This is a genomic window from Clostridium sp. 10cd*, from assembly GCF_044336395.1.
GTDB lineage: Bacteria > Bacillota_I > Bacilli_A > Erysipelotrichales > Erysipelotrichaceae > Clostridium_AQ > Clostridium_AQ innocuum.
Map to the genome: position 1 here is coordinate 3,933,528 of NZ_CP172347.1, position 18,596 is coordinate 3,952,123.

General features: G+C 46.5%; 14 protein-coding genes and 1 pseudogene. 9 read left to right on the forward strand and 6 right to left on the reverse strand.

Features of this window, described 5'->3' with window-relative positions:
* Positions 1 to 68 precede the first annotated feature (68 nt).
* From ACG3M1_RS19650 to ACG3M1_RS19675, 6 genes are all read left to right on the forward strand, one after another.
* The gene (locus tag ACG3M1_RS19650; RefSeq protein WP_002605885.1) at positions 69 to 881 is read left to right on the forward strand and encodes an HAD hydrolase family protein; all 813 of its coding nucleotides are present in this window, start codon (positions 69 to 71) and stop codon (positions 879 to 881) included.
* A gap of 133 nt (positions 882 to 1,014) precedes the next feature.
* Positions 1,015 to 2,847 (forward strand): NAD(P)-binding protein, encoded by a 1,833-nt coding sequence (locus ACG3M1_RS19655; RefSeq protein ID WP_395814480.1) that lies wholly within the window; start codon positions 1,015 to 1,017, stop codon positions 2,845 to 2,847.
* Positions 2,841 to 4,574 (forward strand): [FeFe] hydrogenase, group A, encoded by a 1,734-nt coding sequence (locus ACG3M1_RS19660; RefSeq protein WP_109769750.1) that lies wholly within the window; start codon positions 2,841 to 2,843, stop codon positions 4,572 to 4,574. The genes ACG3M1_RS19655 and ACG3M1_RS19660 overlap by 7 nt, the downstream gene beginning before the upstream one ends.
* 290 nt (positions 4,575 to 4,864) lie before the next feature.
* Positions 4,865 to 6,037, forward strand: coding sequence for an FRG domain-containing protein (locus ACG3M1_RS19665; RefSeq protein WP_002605888.1), 1,173 nt, complete (start codon positions 4,865 to 4,867; stop codon positions 6,035 to 6,037).
* 13 nt (positions 6,038 to 6,050) lie between these two features.
* Positions 6,051 to 6,848 carry a MerR family transcriptional regulator gene (locus ACG3M1_RS19670; RefSeq protein WP_002605889.1) on the forward strand — a complete coding sequence of 266 codons (798 nt, stop codon included), beginning with the start codon at positions 6,051 to 6,053 and terminating at the stop codon, positions 6,846 to 6,848.
* Between the two features lie 82 nt (positions 6,849 to 6,930).
* Complete coding sequence (locus ACG3M1_RS19675) at positions 6,931 to 8,271, forward strand: MATE family efflux transporter (RefSeq protein WP_065532510.1); 1,341 nt, start codon at positions 6,931 to 6,933, stop codon at positions 8,269 to 8,271.
* A gap of 424 nt (positions 8,272 to 8,695) precedes the next feature.
* Here the strand turns inward: ACG3M1_RS19675 and ACG3M1_RS19680 are convergent, their stop codons facing one another.
* Complete coding sequence (locus ACG3M1_RS19680) at positions 8,696 to 9,427, reverse strand: class I SAM-dependent methyltransferase (protein WP_002605891.1); 732 nt, start codon at positions 9,425 to 9,427, stop codon at positions 8,696 to 8,698.
* 341 nt (positions 9,428 to 9,768) lie between these two features.
* Positions 9,769 to 9,969 (reverse strand): DUF378 domain-containing protein, encoded by a 201-nt coding sequence (locus tag ACG3M1_RS19685; RefSeq protein ID WP_002605892.1) that lies wholly within the window; start codon positions 9,967 to 9,969, stop codon positions 9,769 to 9,771.
* A gap of 108 nt (positions 9,970 to 10,077) precedes the next feature.
* On the opposite strand from ACG3M1_RS19685, the gene pta reads away from it, so the two are divergent.
* Together pta and ACG3M1_RS19695 are read left to right on the forward strand one after the other, a co-directional pair.
* Positions 10,078 to 11,088, forward strand: a complete 1,011-nt coding sequence (gene pta / locus ACG3M1_RS19690) for a phosphate acetyltransferase (protein ID WP_002605893.1) — start codon at positions 10,078 to 10,080, stop codon at positions 11,086 to 11,088.
* Complete coding sequence (locus ACG3M1_RS19695) at positions 11,060 to 11,611, forward strand: GNAT family N-acetyltransferase (protein WP_002605894.1); 552 nt, start codon at positions 11,060 to 11,062, stop codon at positions 11,609 to 11,611. Before pta ends, ACG3M1_RS19695 begins: the two co-directional genes overlap by 29 nt.
* A gap of 263 nt (positions 11,612 to 11,874) precedes the next feature.
* On the opposite strand, the pseudogene ACG3M1_RS19700 reads toward ACG3M1_RS19695, so the two are convergent.
* From ACG3M1_RS19700 to ACG3M1_RS19710, 3 genes and pseudogenes are all read right to left on the reverse strand, one after another.
* Positions 11,875 to 14,495: pseudogene (locus tag ACG3M1_RS19700) on the reverse strand (cation-translocating P-type ATPase).
* A 217-nt stretch (positions 14,496 to 14,712) separates the two neighbouring features.
* On the reverse strand, positions 14,713 to 15,813 hold the full coding sequence (locus ACG3M1_RS19705; protein WP_002605896.1) for a helix-turn-helix domain-containing protein: 1,101 nt from the start codon (positions 15,811 to 15,813) through the stop codon (positions 14,713 to 14,715).
* Positions 15,814 to 15,920: 107 nt separating this feature from the next.
* On the reverse strand, positions 15,921 to 16,721 hold the full coding sequence (locus ACG3M1_RS19710; RefSeq protein ID WP_109769755.1) for a MerR family transcriptional regulator: 801 nt from the start codon (positions 16,719 to 16,721) through the stop codon (positions 15,921 to 15,923).
* 753 nt (positions 16,722 to 17,474) lie between these two features.
* On the opposite strand from ACG3M1_RS19710, the gene ACG3M1_RS19715 reads away from it, so the two are divergent.
* Positions 17,475 to 17,843, forward strand: coding sequence for a PH domain-containing protein (locus ACG3M1_RS19715; protein ID WP_002605898.1), 369 nt, complete (start codon positions 17,475 to 17,477; stop codon positions 17,841 to 17,843).
* Positions 17,844 to 18,000: 157 nt separating this feature from the next.
* On the opposite strand, the gene ACG3M1_RS19720 is transcribed toward ACG3M1_RS19715, so the two are convergent.
* Positions 18,001 to 18,594 carry a manganese catalase family protein gene (locus ACG3M1_RS19720; RefSeq protein ID WP_395814483.1) on the reverse strand — a complete coding sequence of 198 codons (594 nt, stop codon included), beginning with the start codon at positions 18,592 to 18,594 and terminating at the stop codon, positions 18,001 to 18,003.
* Positions 18,595 to 18,596 lie beyond the last annotated feature (2 nt).

Below are 18,596 nucleotides of genomic sequence, written 5' to 3' on the forward strand. Positions count from 1 at the left end.
TTCCCTTGTCTGTTTACAGGATAGGAGTTTCTGCGTTACACTGCATATGTCAAAAGGAGGACAATCTTATGTATAAACTGATCGTCTGCAGTGTCGATGATACACTGCTAACCAACAATCACACACTGAGCGAGGATACAAAGGAAGCACTGCTGCAGGCCCAGCAGGCCGGTGCACGTCTGGCTCTGATCTCACGCCGTTCTCCGCAAAATCTGAAAAAGATCGCAGAAAAGCTACAGATGAATACGTATAAGGGTTATATCGCCGCCTGTCACGGAGCCTTTCTGCAGGAAATGGGCAGTGAACGCGTACTGCGGAAGAAAGAGGTTTCGCTGAAGCTGGTGGATAGAATCAAGGCACTTGCCGAAGGACAGGATGTCACACTGTCGATTGTGGAAAACGGCTGTCTGTATGCGAGTGGCATTGACCCTTATGTACAGCTGGAGGCTTTACTGAACGATATGCGGCTGTGTCCCTGGGAGGCATTTGAGGACATCAGTGATACGGTATTGAAGCTCTATGTTACCGGAGAAAGCAGCGCCTTAAACGGCTTTATCAGCTGGATGCCGAAAACCCTGGAGGAAGAAATCAAGCTGATTCGCAGCGGCAGAAATATGTGCAGCATTGTCCATGCCGATGTGGATAAGGGAACCGCATTACAGTGTATTATGCAGGATATGGACATTCAGAAGGAGGATGTGCTGTTGATTGCGGACAGTACCAATGACAAGGCGATGGCACCGTATGCAGGCTGTGTAAGCGTTATGGCGAATGCAGAGGATGAGGTGAGAAAGGATGCCGCCTTCCTTACGCACAGCAATGAAGGTGATGGTATCGTACGGACACTGGAGGTACTGACACAGGATGTGGAGGTCATATAACAGCGGCAGTATGTAACAGCAATTGATAACACCAGACATAGAAACGGGAATTCTTTCAAAAGCAGTTGGAAAAGTTCCCGTTTTGTTTTATACTGAAGGAGATGTAACCGTTAACAAGTTATGGAGGAATGCTATGAGCAGATTAACGATTATGACCGCTACCAATGCGCAGCGGATCATAGAAGATCTCTACAAGGATCTGGAACGAAGAATCATCGCCAGTCCGCCGGGCCTTTGTCCGGTTGATATGGCAAGTGCTTTTCTGAAGCTGTGTCATGCACAGACATGCGGGAAATGCGTACCCTGCCGTATCGGTCTGGCACAGCTGCAGATGCTGCTGGAGGATGTACTGGAGGGAAGAGCTGCGCTTTCCACGATTGATCTGATTGAAAAGACTGCACAGAATATCTCATGGAGTGCGGACTGTGCAATCGGACAGGAGGCTGCCGACATGGTGCTGAAGGGTGTGCAGGGATTTCGGGATGATTATGAGGAGCATATCCTGCACGGACGCTGTACGGCCAGTCTCAATCAGCCGGTTCCCTGTGTTTCCATGTGTCCGGCCGGTGTGGATATTCCCGGCTATATCGCATTGGTGAAGGAAGGAAGAAATGCCGATGCTGTCCGACTGATACGGAAGGATAATCCCTTCCCTGCCGTCTGTGCCTATATCTGTGAGCATCCGTGTGAAGCGCGATGCAGGAGAAACATGCTGGATGATTCCATCAATATCCGCGGTATCAAGCGCTATGCTGTCGATCATGCCGGCTATGTGCCGCCAGAGCCCTGTGCAAAATCCACCGGAAAGCGGATCGCCATTGTCGGTGGAGGACCCGGTGGTTTAAGCGCTGCATATTATCTGCAGCGAATGGGGCATCAGACAGTAGTTTATGAAAAACGAAAATCCCTGGGAGGCATGCTCCGCTATGGAATCCCCAACTACCGGCTGCCCAGAGCACGCCTGGATGAGGAAATCGAAGTAATAAAAGCCGCAGGTGTGGAAATTCATACCGGTGTGGATATCGGTAAGGATATCGCCATGTGTGATCTGGATAAGGAATTTGATGCTGTTTATCTCGCCATCGGTGCACAGACAGATAAAAAAGTGGGTATTCCGGGAGAGGATGGAGAAAATGTCATTTCAGCGGTTACGATGCTGCGGAAAATCGGTGATGACATCATGCCGGACTTCAAGGGAAAACGCGTGCTCGTCATCGGTGGCGGAAATGTTGCCATGGATGTTGCCAGAAGCAGTAAGCGGCTTGGTGCAGCCTATGTGGGAATCGCCTATCGCAGACGACAGGAGGATATGACTGCCCTGCCGCAGGAGGTTGAGGGTGCACTCGCGGAGGGCTGTGAGCTATTGCCTTTACAGGCACCAACGCGCATTGAACTGGATGAGGAACAGAAGGTCGCGGCTTTATGGGTACAGCCGCAGATGATTTCTTCCTATCGCAAAGGACGTCCTTCACCGAAGCAGGCGGATACAGAGGAAAAACGGATACCCTGTGATATCGTCGTTGTGGCCATCGGTCAGGGTATAGAATCTCAGCATTTTGCGGAAGAGGGTGTCCCGATCCGCCATGGTGCTATCGACGCGCTGGATCATTCCGGTGTGGAAAACATGGAAGGCATATTTGCCGGGGGAGACTGTGTAACCGGTCCGGCTACCGTGATCCGTGCCATTGCGGCAGGTAAGGTCGCGGCTGCCAATATTGATGAGTATCTCGGCTATCATCATGCGATTGAATGCGATGTGATCATTCCTGCGGCGAATTATGCAGATCGTCCAAAATGCGGCCGTATACAGCTGAAGGAGCGACAGACCACCATACGAAATGCTGATTTTGAGCCGATTGAATATGGTATGAGCAGTGAGGAGGCACAGCAGGAATGCGGACGATGCCTGCGCTGCGACCATTACGGCTTCGGTGTATTCAAAGGAGGAAGAACGACAAAATGGTAACGATAACGATTGATCATCAGCAGATTGCCGTCGATGAGCAGCTGACAATTCTAGAAGCCGCAAAAGAGGCACATATCGAAATTCCTCATCTTTGTTATCTCAGGGATATCAATGAAATTGGCGCATGCCGTGTCTGCGTAGTAGAGCTTCAGGGTAAGGATAAGCTGGTCACCGCATGCAACACCGTAGTCCAGGAGGGGATGGTCATTTATACCAATTCCCCAAAGGTACGCTATGCACGCAGATGTAATGTGGAGCTTCTGCTTTCTCAGCATGACTGCGAATGCGCCTACTGTTCACGAAGCGGAAATTGTTCACTGCAGAAGATAAGCAACGACCTGGGTATCACTTCCCTTCCGTATGAAAAAAAGGTGATGTATACCCCATGGAATCAAAGCTTTCCTTTGATTCGGGAAAGCAACAAATGCATCAAGTGCATGCGCTGTATTCAGATATGCGACAAGGTACAGAACCTGCAGGTATGGGATGTGCAGAATACCGGCTCCCGTACAACAGTGAATGTATCCCTGAACCGCAGTATTGAAGAGGCGGAATGCAGCTTATGCGGACAGTGTATCACACATTGTCCGGTGAATGCCCTGCATGTGCGCGAAGACAGCGAGCGTGCCTTTGCGGCATTTAACGATCCGGATAAAATTACCATTGTGCAGATTGCTCCGGCTGTCCGTGCCGCGTGGGGGGAATCGCTCGGGCTGCGTCGGGAAGAGGCAACGATTGAAAAGCTGGGAGATGCCTTTCGCAGAATGGGTGCTGATTATGTTTTCGATACGGATTTTGCAGCGGATCTTACCATCATGGAGGAGGCCAGTGAATTTCTGGAACGACTGCACCATAATAAGGAGCAGGAAATGCCGATGTTCACCTCCTGCTGTCCGGGCTGGGTACGTTTTCTGAAATCGCAGTATCCGGATATGGTTTCCCATTTATCCACATCAAAATCACCGCATCAGATGTTTGGTGCTGTTACGAAAACATGGTTTGCGGAAAAGCTTGGTGTTGATCCATCGAGCATTTATAATATTTCTGTCATGCCATGTGTTGCAAAGAAGCATGAAATTGATATTCCGGTCATGAATGATTCCGGTTACCGTGATGTGGATGTCGTTTTGACAACCCGTGAGGTAGTCCGTATGATCCATGCCGAGCATATCGATGTCGGCTATCTGCAGGATCATCCACTGGATGACCCGCTTGGAACGGCCAGTGGAGCCGGTGTGATTTTCGGAGCTACCGGCGGTGTCATGGAAGCTGCCCTGCGCAGTGCCTATTATTTTGTGACCGATGAAAATGCAGATGCGGATGCATTTGCGGATGTCCGCGGTATGGATGGCTGGAAGGAATCCACATTTGAAATACAGGGAATCCCGGTACGATGTGCTATCGTCAGCGGACTCGGAAATACCCGCAGACTCATCGAGGCCATGCGCAGGAAGGAAGTAGCCTATGATTTCATCGAGGTTATGGCTTGTCCGGGCGGCTGCAGCGGCGGAGGCGGACAGCCGATCCATGACGGGGAGGAGCTTGCGGCTGAGCGTGCCGATACGCTGTATCATCTGGATCGCAACGCCAAGCTTCGCTATTCGCATGAAAATCCCTCCATTCATGCTTTGTATGATGAATATCTAGGAAAGCCGCTTTCAGAGCTTGCGGAGAAGCTGCTGCATACCGATCATGAAGCCTGGCAGATGCCGCATACAGAACATTAAAAAACAGCTGTCCAAGCAGAAAGAGAATACAGCCTCTCATTGTGAAGTTCTCTTATAACAGCAGACAAAGCAACGTATAAAGGCATGGAATCCAGTGGATGATTCTGTGCCTTTCCATTTCATACACGTACCTTCGTACAGAGAAAGCTGCCCTGCCAGTAGGTCAATTGCAGGTGGTCATAGAGGAAGCATCATTGAAGTAATCCATCATCCTATGCAAAACCACGCATACTTCTTTCATTTTCCCCAAACCTTACGTATAATAAAGGTAACAAAACGGAGATGATACCATGACAGAAGTTCTTCAAAAGCAAGCAGCAACGCTCTATAAGCTTCCTCGCTTTCGCACTGCATTTCATAATGTTATTCTATACTCACTGCGCAGCAACGGATATTATGACTACCGCTATATCAGCAGAAGCATCACCCGCGCAGATGTTCTGGTTGCGGACACCCCTGCTTCACAGCTGCAATATCTTACCGAGATATCCGATCAGACACTGCTGCACTACACCTTAAAGCACGCGGCGGTGATGGAGAAACGCCATCTGCTGCTGCTGGAGCTGTTGAGACAGGCAGGGTATGAAAAAGACATAGCGGTTAAGGATGCTATTCTATATGAGAAGGATGCTGTGCAGCTAGTAGAAATCACCTCCCTTCCGCAATATATGGAAATCATCCTACTGTATCGTAGGGCGCATGTTTCCTTCTATTTCCGCGGACATCAGAATATGAATTATAAGATGACTCCCTCCCTGTTTCGCAGTCCTGACATGGCGGTGCGGGAGGATGCCATCTATAAGCAGACGCTGATTGAATATCCGATGGATTTTTATAACAGCAGAAGCCATTTTGAAAAGCTGGTGAAAATGCAGCACTATCAGGTGTGCACCCGTTTGCTCGACCTGACAACCAATCCTCTTGTGGCACTGTTTTTCGCCTGTGAGGATGCCACAAGGGATACCGGACAGGTTCTCGTATTTGAGAGCAGGGAAGCCCCGTTGTTTCCGGACAGTGATAAGGTCTGTATGCTTTCCAGTCTGGGCTTTTTGAAAGAGGATGTCCGAAAAGCATTACGTGAGGAAGACGCAGAAGCATTTTCCGGAAGCGTGAGTGCCGCAATGCTCCTGCATGAAATTCAGCGGGAATTACCGGCCTTTCAGCCCTATATAAAGCAGCGTGACCTACGACAGGTTTTGCTTGTGCAGGCAGCCATGGATAACATTCGCATACAGCGCCAAAACGGCTTGTTCTTCCTGTGTGGAAACTATGCCAGTGATGATGAGGAGCTGCAAAGCGTCCTGCGGAATAAGCTGCTGCACCATGAGGGGAAACAGATGGTCTTTTACATCAAAAAGAAGGAACAGCTGCTGGAGGAGCTGAAGCTGGTACGTATGTCACATAAAGACCTGTATGGAAATCTGCAGGAAGCTGCATGGGATATCATGCACAGCGCTCGGTAGAATTGGAGAAATTATGGAAACCTATAAAATTTCACAGATAGCAAAATTGCTTGGATTGAGCAGTGACACGATTCGCTTTTATGAAAAAAAGGGTCTGGTACACCCTTCAGTGAATCCGGACAACCAATATCGGGAATATGATCTGGATAATATTCTGGAGCTGCTGGATATCATATATTACCGGCATCTGGATATATCCTTACAGGATATTCAGTCCATCTGCACCAGCAGAAGCAGGGAAAATATGTATGAGCTGCTGTTGAAAAAGAAACAGGAAACGGAAGAAAAAATACGGTATGAGCAGCAGCTTCTGAAAAAGCTCACCTGCATATCCGAGACGTATCAAAGAGTGGAATCCAATCAGAACATCTGCAGTATCAAAGCCTTTCCGACATCTGTCATTCTATTTGAAAGTGAAAAAACAAGTGATTTTTTCACACAGCAGATTGCCCATCTGACACAGGATCAGTTTGTCTTCTGCTCCCTGTTTAAAACCTATCATATCGATAACTGTGACATACAGCCGAGAAAAACCATCATTGCACTGGAACAGGATATCATGGAGGAGTTGCACATGGACTACCCGCCGGCACAGCTGATAAAAGCGCATAAGCAGCCATGTGTGTTCCTTGTGATCCACATGCTCCACAGTCAGATTCACCCTGAGGATATTGCACCGCTGCTCACCTATGCCGCAAAGCAGAAGCTAACCCTGCAGAATACCCTGTATCTGCGGGAGATACCCCTTACCAGCTATCAGGATGATCAGAATTATTATGCAGAGCTGTATATTCCCATATGTGAGGACTAAATCCTCATTTTTTTATGATTTTTCCTTGACCTTGGAGCTGCTTCAGGGTTTATACTTACATCCGCACGGAGGTGAAGTCAAAATGAAAAAAGATTATATACACAAGCAGTTCTGGAACTATGTGCTTCCTTCCATGTTCACAATGCTGTTAAGCGGCTTCTATGCGATTGTGGATGGGTTGTTTGTAGGGAATGCAGTGGGGGATACTGCTCTGGGGGCTATCAACCTCGCTTATCCGATACAGGTAATATTAAATGCTACAGCAATCGGACTGGGGATTGGAGGATCTGTTGTCATGTCCCGCAGCCGTGGTGATGGAAAAGAGGACAAGGCACGCCATGCCATGGGATCGACACTGGCACTGCTGCTTGTCTGTGGAATCATTTTGTCTGTAGGACTGCTTGCACTGCACCCGATGCTGCTGCGTATGCTGGGAGCGAAGGGAGCCATGTATGCACAGGCCCGCTCCTATATCATAGTTGTACTTATGGGGGGACTGCTCCCTGTTCTTGGCAACGGATTGAATCCACTGCTGCGCAATTACGGGAAAACCTTTCTGGCAACGGCAATCATGAGCAGCGGACTGATGACGAATATCATCCTCGATTATTTATTTGTCTTCCGTTTTCATATGGGACTGGCAGGTGCGGCTTGGGCAACCATCACTGCACAGGGTGTCGTCGCTGTCCTTACGCTGCTCTATATGTATGCCAGAGAACTTAAAAGCTATTCCCGAAAGGATATTGTGCCGGACGTACCGCTTGTGCAATCCATCGTCCGCATCGGACTTTCCCCCTTCGGACAGACAATGGCACCTTCTCTTGTTATCGTATTAACCAACTGGATGTGTCTGCGTTATGGCGGTGATGCAGCGGTTACCATTTATTCGGTGGTTTCCTATGTACTGTGCAGTGCACAGCTGCTGCTTCAGGGAATCGGCGACGGTGTACAGCCTTTGATCAGCTTTTATTACGGTGCCAAAAAGGAGGATAAGATTCATATTCTGTATCGAAAAGCCTTTTTTGTAACGATTGCGGTTTCTCTGATTCTCTGCATAGCGGTAGTCCTCTTCCTGAATCCGCTGACCGCTCTGTTTGGAATCAGCGATGCCATCTTTGAAGGAGCGAAGACTGCTATTTTGATCACTACGCTGTCTTTTCCCTTTCTCGGTATTACCAGAGTTACATCAGCCATTTTTTATGCGACAGAAAAAACACGAAATTCCACTTTTCTGGTCTACATGGAGCCCTGCTTACTATTACCCTTAAGTTTGTTTGCTTTATCCTTCCTGTTTCAGCTGAACGGAATCTGGATGGCCTACCCTGCAGCACAGCTGATTCTTTGCGGAATCGCCCTGTTTATGAAAAATCCCCTGCACGCACCTGCCGCACTGCCGCAGACACAGGAACAGACGCTGTGTTAACGCGAACGACCCCAGAATTACAGACGACGGAATGCTATATTTGCGTGCTTTCTGTAATACAATTATTAAGATGCAGCACAATGTAATAAAGCACGGTATGACGCTGTTGTATCTAACTCGTATTACGACATGCAATACACAAATAAAATAGAAGAAGTAAATTCCAATGCGGTTCTTACTCATGGGGAAAATCAAAAAAGGAGAATTCAGCGCTATTATCTTTCATAGATAAGTTTGAATTCTCTTTTTGCAAACGCCCTGAAAATAACATGATGCTGAAGCTTTATTACTTTCCTCATTTTTTCAGGTTTTCCCTTATTTCTTTACTCGATTTTCTCAGGTTTAGCAGCTTCCCTTATTAGGGAAGAATTCAGCTGTGTATATCGGCTTTTTCTTTTATAAAATAATTGTCTCCATATTACGATTAACGCTTGATCGCAGCTATGAGCAGCATCATCGGTCTGCGCATTTCATCCCGCATGCCTTCAATATCCAGCATATGCTCCGGAGGCTGCGGCTCTATGATGTGCTGAAGCTCAAAGCCATTGCACAGCAGTGTATCGAGATAGGTGGTTAGCGTACGATGGTATTTAACCACTCTTTCCCCCAGAAAGTTCGCCTCCCGCTTTCCTTCGTAATAATAATTATCCACAGGAAAATGCAGGATTTCCCCATTCTCAGCATAATACCAGTCCTGCGTACCATAGGCTGTGAAAACCGGATGCTCAACCGAGAAGACAAAGCTTCCTTTCGGTGTCAGCCATGTGGAAATAGCGGCTGCAAGCTGTTTAAAATCCTTTACATAATGAAATGCCAGAGAGCTGATAACCACATCAAAGGATGCCTTGGGGAATTGCAGATCCTCCATTGCGCTGCATTGATAGGTGATAGCGTAATCTCTGCTTTTTTCTTCTGCAACTGCCAGCATTTTTTTTGAAATATCCACACCATGCACGGATGCAGCTTTCTGCTGTGCAGCATATATACAGTGCCAGCCATAGCCGCATCCAAGATCAAGAACGCGTTTTCCTTCAAAATCCGGAAGCAGTTGTTTCAGCTGTGACCATTCACCGGCTCCCTCCAGTCCCTGAACAGAACGGTTCATTTCCTTATATTTATTGAAAAATACATCGTCGTCATATTTATTTTCTTTCATATTCATGTCCTCCCATGCGAATTATGCATTGCTTATCTGATTGGAATTCACATGGGTCTATGCAATCTTCTGTCCAAGGATGCCTTTTCTCACAGGACAACACTCCTTCCTGAAACCATATATTTCTGTATTAAGTATAGCATACGGCATCAAATCCTGCCATCCTGTAAACGCTGTATTTCCATAAGAGAAAAGACAAAAGGGCCGCAGGCACCAGCCAAATTCTCATAAATCAGAAGCATTACACTGCTCATAGCACAGCATCTATTTGCAGCTTTATCAATGAATCACAGCGCAAAAAGAAAAAGCCTTCTGCAGACTGCAGAAAGCCGTATTCTTTCCTATCTCTCGTTGTTCAGACTGGAGAAGAAGGAAAGCTGATAAATACCACAGATACCTACCAGAATATAAACAGCTCTGGAAAGAATCGATCCGGTACCAAACAGCATATCTACCAGGTTGAAATCAAAGAGTCCAATCAGACCCCAGTTGACACAGCCGATAATACTGATAATCAAAACGATATAATTTATGACTTTCATATACATCCTCCTTGCTATTTAGTCTGGACATTTTCCTGTGGTTTATACCGTGATCTTTTCGACGAAAGACAGAAGAGATGTTATAATAAAAAGAGAGGAGTGTTATTTATGAATATCCCGCTATGTGTAAAGGACAGCTCCGTTCGAATATTGTTTACAGAGGGCAGAGACAGACGAATGATGGAGGCAGCGATACGGCTTTATAACGAACAGATTCTCACTCCGCTGTTGTATGGAGATACCCGGCAGCTATATGAGCAGGCAGAGGCATATGGTCTTTCTCTCACCGGAATTCAGATTGTAGATCCAAAGCGGTTTACACAGCGTGAGGACATGATTCGCCGCATGCTGGAGCTGCGTAAGGGAAAAACAGATGAACAAACATGCCGGGAATGGCTGAAAAAGGATACGTATTTCTGTACGATGTATGTTGAGCTGGGATATGCCGACGGACTGCTCGGTGGTTCTGCCAATTCTACTGCCGATACCCTACGTCCGATTATGCAGCTGATTAAAACACGCATGCCGCATACCATCGTCTCCAGCTGTTTTCTTATGAGCAGAAGGGATGAGCATTATATTTTCGCAGATTGCTCTTTAAACCGAAATCCCAACACGGATGAGCTGGTGGAAATCGCATTGCAGGCAGCGGAGAGTGCAAAGACCTTTCAGCTGGAGCCAAAGGTAGCCCTGCTTTCCTATTCCACACATGGAAGCGGGAGCGGAACAGATGTTGATACTGTACGTGAAGCCGCACAGCGATTACAGCGCATGCCGCTGGATTATGATGTGGATGGCGAGCTGCAGGTGGATTGTGCATTGTCCAGACGGGTAGCTGAGCTGAAGGCGATGGATTCCACAGTCGGAGGTAATGCCAATGTTTTGATCTTTCCGGACTTGAATGCAGGCAACATCGGATATAAGCTGGTCGCCAATCTGGGTGGATTTGAAGCACTTGGTCCGATTCTGCAGGGTGTACGGCTGCCGATGAATGATCTTTCACGCAGCGCAACAACAGAAGAGATTTATAAAATGGCAATCATTACCGCCATGCAGAAGGAAGCAGGAATCAAGATGAGGAGGCATGGAAATGCAGACAGCATCGATTTGGGAATTTAAGGGGTATACCATGCGCTCATCGCGGATTGAGGATAAAGACGCATATTATTTAGCCGGATTCACAGAATGTGACAGCGAGGTTGCACGTATGACCGGCAGTAAAATGCACTACAGCAAAGAGGAAGTGGATGCATATTTTGTGAATTGTCTCAACGATTCCACACGATATGATTTTCTGATATTTGATCCGCAGGGCAGCCTGATCGGTGAGAGCGTAATCAATGAAATTGATGAGCAGGCACGTTCTGCAAATTTCAGAATCTGTATTTTTAAAAGCAAAAACTGCGGAAAGGGAATCGGCAGCTGGGCGATTCAAACAACAAGAGATTTCGCCTTTTGCGAGCGAAAGCTGCACAGACTTTCACTGGATGTGTTCTCATTCAATATACGGGCCAAAAAAGCCTATGAGAAAGCAGGGTTCCGCGTGGAGGGCATTCTGCGGGATGCCATTTGGGATAACGGTGTATATGCCGATGATATCCTGATGTCCATATTGGAGGAGGAATGGAAACAAATCGCGTAAACAATCACTGGAATTGATAAAAGGTATCCGCAATATGCAGTGGAACTGTTTCCATCCACTGTTCTAATGCGAATACCTTCTTTTCTATGCCTTTATCAAATCATGTAAAATTTATGCGATAGCTGAAGGAATCCCTATGAATTCCCATTCCTCATCAGGCTGTAACGCTTTACCTCAATGCTTATGCATGTAATACTGAGCTACAAAGCTGCTGAATGATTGATAAACACCTTTTGCACAGGACGCTTTTCTTGAATTCCGGCTTATCCGTGCTTTCGCTGTAAAGCTCTGTGTATCCATTTTTCAATTTCCACGATTGGAATGATGGAGACAGACATGAGCAGCGCAACAGCAAATTCCGCAACGGAAATATGTTCAAACGCAAACAGCTCGGATAAAACAGGAATATAGATGACCGCAATCGTCAGGAAAAGTGCACACACGACAGAACCGATGAGATACAGGTTCTGTTTTTTCATATGCACAACGGACTGCTTCAGGGAACGCATATTGAATGCGTGAAACATTTCTGTCATCGACATGGTCAGAAATGCCATGGTCATACCGTCTGCACTCTGTGTGATTTCCCAGACACCGGCTTCCATAAAATGACCGACAATATAGGAAAAAAGGGTAATCAGTGTAATAGCACAGCCCTGAAATATGATTTGCATGTGCAGGCCGTTGGCAAACAGCCCTTCACTGCTAGGACGCGGAGGCCGCCGCATCAGATCCTCATCCCCCTCCTCCATGCCCAGCGCGAGAGCAGGAAAGGTATCCGTCAGCAGATTGACCCATAGAATATGCACAGGCTTTAATATTGTAAATCCCATCATCGTGGCAAGGAATATGGAAAGCACCTCACTAATATTGCTGGATAGCAGAAACTGAATGGCCTTACGGATATTATCATAAATCCTACGCCCTTCCTGAACTGCCGACACGATCGTCGCAAAATTATCATCCGCAAGCACCATATCTGCCACATTCTTTGTAACATCAGTTCCTGTGATTCCCATACCGACACCGATATTTGCACGCTTGATGGCGGGAGCATCGTTAACACCATCTCCGCTCATCGCAACAACATATCCCCTGGATTTCCATGCATCCACAATACGTACCTTATGCTCCGGCTTTACACGGGCATATACAAATGTCTGATCAATGCGGGCAGTCAGCTCCTCCTGTGACAGCGTATCCAGTGTACTGCCACTCATCGCCTGTGAGGTATCCGTTATGATAGTAAGCGATTTCGCAATTGCCACCGCAGTATCAATGTGATCACCGGTAATCATGACCGGACGGATGCCAGCCTTACGGCACTGGGCGATCGCCGGCTTTACCTCCTCACGTACCGGATCCATCATGCCGCACAGACCGAGAAATACCAGATTGGACTCTGCTGTTTCCATATCTGTTTCGATATGCTCATTCCATTTGCAGGCAGCACATAGTACACGCAAAGCACGATCTGCCATGCGTTTATTCATCCGGTTCAGCTCTTCGCGATCCTCTTCCCGCATCGGTTCTATTTTCTGATTGCGCCAAATGCCCGTACAGCGCTGTAAAACAACATCCGTCGCTCCTTTGGTGAATTGCAGAACAACACCGTCAGACTGCCTGTGCATCGTGGTCATCATCTTGCGCTGGGAATCAAACGGAAATTCATGAATACGCGGATACTTCTGCATTTCCTCATTGATATGAAACAGCGTTTCCCCATATGCGCTCAGCGCAACCTCTGTAGGCTCTCCCTGCATGGTTCCATCCGCATGTACCTGCGTATCATTGCACAGGCTCATTGCCAGTGCAAGCAGACGCTCATCATCACCGAAATGCTCCACCACCTGCATACGGTTCTGTGTCAGGGTACCGGTTTTATCCGAACAGATCACCTGTGTACAGCCCAGTGTTTCCACAGCGGTCAGCTGTCGTATGACTGCATTGCGCTTTGCCATGCGCGTCACACCGATTGCAAGCTGCACCGTTACTACCGCGGCAAGGCCCTCCGGAATAGCCGCAACAGCAAGGGAAACAGCCAGCATGAAGGTATCCAATAAAGATTCCGCACGCAAATCACCATTACGTAACAGCTCAAACAGAAACATAAAAGCACAGATTGCCAAAACCAGAAGACTCAGCAGTTTGGAAAGCCGGTTCAGCTTCTGCTGCAGAGGTGTTGCTTCCTCTCTGCTTACCAGAATCGCATCTGCAATCTTTCCCATTTCTGTATGCATACCGGTTGCAGTGATCACTGCACGTCCTCTGCCATATACCACACTGCTTCCCATATAGACCATATTTCTGCGATCACCCAGCGGTGGATTGTCTTCCTGCAAAGCCTCTGTTTGCTTTTCCACCGGAAGGGATTCACCACTCAGGGCAGACTCCTCCACCTTCAGGTTGGCACATTCCAGAATCCTGCCATCTGCCGGTACAGCATCTCCAGCCTCCAGTACGATTACATCCCCGGGAACAAGGTCTTCACTTGCAGTAACCCGTATCTCACCATTTCGCACGACCTTGCAGGCAGGCGCATTCATGTGCTTTAAAGCTTCTATCGCCGCCTCCGCTTTTCCCTCCTGATACAAGCCGAGCATCGCATTTACCATGACGACAAACAGGATGATAAAGGTATCCGCATAGGATTCATGTGCATATGCGGAGGTGATTCCGGAAATGAGCGCAGCCCCAAGCAGTACGATGATCATCGGATCGGAAAGCTGCCTGACCAGCCGTTTCAAAAGGGATGCTTTTTTTCCTGTAATTTATTCAGACCAAATACGCTGCTTCGTTCCTGTGCCTGTGCTTCACTCAATCCATGCATGCTGCTGTGCTGTTCCTGTAATGCTTCTTCCACTGTTCTCTGATAAGCTTCCATAGTACCGCCTCCATTGAAAAAAACTCCTATACAGCTGTGCTGTATAGGAATTGTACGTTTATTCAGCCAGCCTGTGACTTCATACGATGCAGACATCCGTAAATCGCGATTCCTTTCTGCATTTATTTTTCATGGTTATCTCTACCTGTATTGTAAAGCATACAGACCCTTCTGTAAACAGCCCCTTTTTGCAATTCGGACAAAGTCATGAAATTGTCTAGCGAAACAGCGTCCCCTCCTCGAAGATTCCCCACACAGCCTGTGGATCTGTCTGTGTTTTCTGTATGGAAAATACCACCTGTGCATCCTGAAAGGTAAAGCTTCCATTTCCCTGTGTTCCGTATCCGTCATCCGAAAAGCTGAATGATGCTGTATCACCGTTTCGCTGCGCAGTGCCGGAAATAGTGGCAACCTGCTGCGCATTCTCCGGATTCAGACTCGTCAGAGTATAGGAAAAGGTGGTATCTGTTACATCGGATATAACAAGTGTACTGTGATTTCCACTATACGTTCCAGCGATGTCCTCCTGCTTCTGCGGCTTTTCTTCCTGTTGCGGAGTCTGCACGTTGGCACCGCCACGGGTAAAGATGTCCTTATTATACGGACCACAGTTAATCGTTTGTCCCTCATACTTCAGCTGATTGCTGCTTCGAATTGCAAAGGTATAGGTCCCCTGTGTACTGGTTGCTTTGATGCTGTGATCCGAAATGCTCCACGTTCCACTCACATCCTGCATTCCCTCACAGCTGTTTTGTGTGAAAACAAAGGAACCATCGCTCCTGAGTACAATTGCAGATGCAGCACCGTTATGAGCATTTTCGTCCGTAAAGGTACCGGCCATATCCTCCATACGGTATTCCTGCTTCTGTGAAAAGAGCTCATCTCCGTATTTCCAGTAAAGGAATCCGCCTCCAGCCGCCAGACCAGCCACAAGCAGCAACAGGACCAGAGCCAGCGGCCATGTCCTTCGTTTTTTGACAACGGTTTGCTTCTTTGTTTTATGATCGGTTCTATGCTTTGTTTTCCGCTTGGTCTTTTTTCTGGTTTTGCCTTTTTTCGCCTTCTGTTTCTTATTCTTTTGATCAGAAGGCTTTGACTCCCTCTGCTTTTTCATGACTGATCGCTCCTTCGCATCAATCAGCTCGCTGCTGTCAACCTGAAAAAGCTGGGCAAGTCGCTCCAGCTGTTCCTCATCCGGAACACGGATGCCTGCCTCCCAATCGAGTAACTCCTCCTGCTCTATACGCATATATGCAGCAAGCCGCTGCACGCTGATTTCATATTCCATGCGCAGCTTTTTAATATTTTTACCAGACATATGGTTTCACTTCCTATCTTATGCTAGTATTATCCCCGACACGGAAGAAGAAAGTCAAGAAAACCGACAGAATCGTAAGAATCTGATAATAGAAAAAAAGACTCCTTCTATTGATAAATATAAGGAATCATGAGCATTTCAACAAGATTCGCATCCTTATGGTCTTCAAAGGTTCGATATACAAGCCGCTGGAAGACAGGACCTTTCTGAATGAGGTGTTCTCTTTGAAAAAAGGTGCGGATGCGCTCACGGGTTAAAGCTGAACGCTTGTCATTATGCTCAAACGCATAGATTACCACAGCACACCCCGGTAGATATGAGAAGCCGAATTCCTCACTCACTCCAATTTCAGCAGCGCAATCTTCATAAATGCCAAATCCGCTGATCCCTTTACGGTCATCGTCTTCTTCCTTTGAGATAAGGGCACATTGGAAAAACAAATCCGCATTTTTCTGAAACAGATTAAATTGGATGGAATCCTGCGCATCCTCCTTGATGTTCAAACAGTCCTCCTGTGAGATAAAGAAGATACCCGGTCTTTGGATATAAATGCAGTTGTACAGACAATAGGCCGTCATTTTCAATATGCTGATATAGTGGTCCAGGTTCATCAGCTTCTGCTGCAGCCGCTGTATCTCCTGCACATAATCATTGCGCTTCTGCTGTACCATTTCACGATGCGTCTGTACATTGCCGCGAAGAATATTTTCACGTATATTGGATAGCGAAATTCCCATATGAGAAAACCGCTGAATATATAGCAGCTGATCAATCTGTTCACTTGTATAATAGCGATAATTCGTTTCCGGATCTTTGAAGGGTACAATCAGCCCCAGTCGTTCATAGTGCCGAATCGCCTCCGGTGTCACCCCCATGATTTTTGCAATCTTTCCGATTTTATATTGCATATCATCACCCCGCCCTTTGTATTATACTATACAAAAGGAATTTGTAAACAGGGATTTTAAGAATACGAGAATGTCTGTCTCAATTTAGCCATACCACTTTTATAGAATCCGATTTTTCCTGTCTTTGGCTGCTTTAACGGCTGTTGATGAAATCGCATATATGAATTCAGATGATGCGTGAATGCCAAAGGTCCCATGTGGATGTAACCATATATTCAGCACAGTTTTAACCGGGTTCTATGATAGATAAATCTGCTATTCCGGATGGCCATGTATCTGACAGCTGTTTTATATTGCATTGGATACGTACACATTCCTTGGAAGGAGGGCAAAAATCTTTGTAAAATATAAGCAAAGGATATGCAAAGCAGAGGCTGTTCATCAGAATGAATAGAAATCAAAAGACCATATATACGCACGCCGTCATAAGGACGCTGTTATAATTTCCATATATTTCTATATTTTGATTACGATAAGTTATCCTGCAGGATTTATTTATTTTGTATATTTCATGTTTTATATATAATATGAATACGAAACATGTTATAATCAAAGTGCAGAGATCATAAAGAAAAACAGCATAGAGCATGTGTACAGCAGAAGGCAGGAAATCGATTGCCTGTAGCAGTTAGGATAAAGCATGTATGCCAATCAGAAAGATGTTCTGTCGTACAGCATGTCATCATACAATGCTAAATAGAGCGATTGCATAAGCGGATCATGCAAAATGAGAAATACTAGGAGGAAAAAACTATGGCAGAGGAATTTAGAAGAATATGGTCATTCATTGAAAAAGCGGAGCCGGCACAGGAGATGCTGTCTGTTCTGGTACCTGGCGAAGAGATTCTGCAGTGCTATAAGACAAATCGAGATATGTCAGCACTGACGAACAAAAGAATCATTATTTTTGACAGACAGGGTCTTACCGGAAAGAAAATCGAGATTTATTCCATTCCTTATCGTTCTATTGACATGTGGTCTACAGAGAATGCAGGGAAATTGTTTGATATCGATGCCGAGCTGGAGCTGTGGACAAAAGCCGGACATTTCAAAATCAATGTGGATAAAAAGTGTAACATCCGTGAATTTGATACCATATTGGGAAACGCGATACTGGATTAGTTCTTACTTATATCTTATGTTAGCATGAAAATATACCAAAGCTTTGATATCGTTTATATGACGATATCTTTTTTATCATGCTGTGTTCCTATGTTTAAAGAAATCGGGCAGGTAAAGGCTTTATCGTATGTAACGGATGGAAGACCATCCGCTGGTATCAGTCAAAGGCAGGGTTGCACTGATAATAGTTTTCCGTATCCAGCTGACTCTGAACATAGGCAAGTGCTTCTCCAAACCTCTGGAAGTGTACGATTTCACGTTCTCTTAAAAAACGCAGGGGGGCAATGACATCGGGGTCACTGGCAGCCCGTATCAGATTTTCATAGGTTGTCCGTGCTTTCTGTTCCGCAGCCATGTCCTCAAACAAATCAGTAAGCGGATCGCCTTTGGATTGGTAATATGCGGCAGTAAATGGTGCTCCGCTGGCTGCCTGTGTCCATATGCCGGTTGTATGGTCAACATAATATGCATCAAATCCACCTGCTTTTATTTCCTCGACGCTGAGATTTCTGGTCAGCTGATACAGGATTGCGGATACCATTTCCAGATGAGCAAGCTCTTCCGTTCCGATATCCGTTAACATCGCACGTACTCTGTCATACGGCATGGCATAGCGCTGATTCAGATAACGCATAGAGGCAGCCAGTTCCCCATCCGGACCGCCAATCTGCGAAATTACGATTTTTGCGAAAGCAGGATCCGGTTTTCTGATATTCACCGGAAACTGCAGCTTCTTTTCATATGTCCACATAC

Excerpts from the sequence above, each read along its gene's own strand:
- ACG3M1_RS19685 (WP_002605892.1), bottom strand. The coding sequence starts at position 9,969 with ATGAAAGTCATAAATTATATCGTTTTGATTATCAGTATTATCGGCTGT.
- ACG3M1_RS19665 (WP_002605888.1), top strand. The coding sequence starts at position 4,865 with ATGACAGAAGTTCTTCAAAAGCAAGCAGCAACGCTCTATAAGCTTCCT.
- ACG3M1_RS19720 (WP_395814483.1), bottom strand. The coding sequence starts at position 18,594 with ATGTGGACATATGAAAAGAAGCTGCAGTTTCCGGTGAATATCAGAAAA.
- ACG3M1_RS19695 (WP_002605894.1), top strand. The coding sequence starts at position 11,060 with ATGCAGACAGCATCGATTTGGGAATTTAAGGGGTATACCATGCGCTCA.
- ACG3M1_RS19650 (WP_002605885.1), top strand. The coding sequence starts at position 69 with ATGTATAAACTGATCGTCTGCAGTGTCGATGATACACTGCTAACCAAC.
- ACG3M1_RS19660 (WP_109769750.1), top strand. The coding sequence starts at position 2,841 with ATGGTAACGATAACGATTGATCATCAGCAGATTGCCGTCGATGAGCAG.
- ACG3M1_RS19675 (WP_065532510.1), top strand. The coding sequence starts at position 6,931 with ATGAAAAAAGATTATATACACAAGCAGTTCTGGAACTATGTGCTTCCT.
- ACG3M1_RS19680 (WP_002605891.1), bottom strand. The coding sequence starts at position 9,427 with ATGAAAGAAAATAAATATGACGACGATGTATTTTTCAATAAATATAAG.
- ACG3M1_RS19670 (WP_002605889.1), top strand. The coding sequence starts at position 6,051 with ATGGAAACCTATAAAATTTCACAGATAGCAAAATTGCTTGGATTGAGC.
- pta (WP_002605893.1), top strand. The coding sequence starts at position 10,078 with ATGAATATCCCGCTATGTGTAAAGGACAGCTCCGTTCGAATATTGTTT.
- ACG3M1_RS19705 (WP_002605896.1), bottom strand. The coding sequence starts at position 15,813 with ATGTCTGGTAAAAATATTAAAAAGCTGCGCATGGAATATGAAATCAGC.
- ACG3M1_RS19710 (WP_109769755.1), bottom strand. The coding sequence starts at position 16,721 with ATGCAATATAAAATCGGAAAGATTGCAAAAATCATGGGGGTGACACCG.
- ACG3M1_RS19715 (WP_002605898.1), top strand. The coding sequence starts at position 17,475 with ATGGCAGAGGAATTTAGAAGAATATGGTCATTCATTGAAAAAGCGGAG.
- ACG3M1_RS19655 (WP_395814480.1), top strand. The coding sequence starts at position 1,015 with ATGAGCAGATTAACGATTATGACCGCTACCAATGCGCAGCGGATCATA.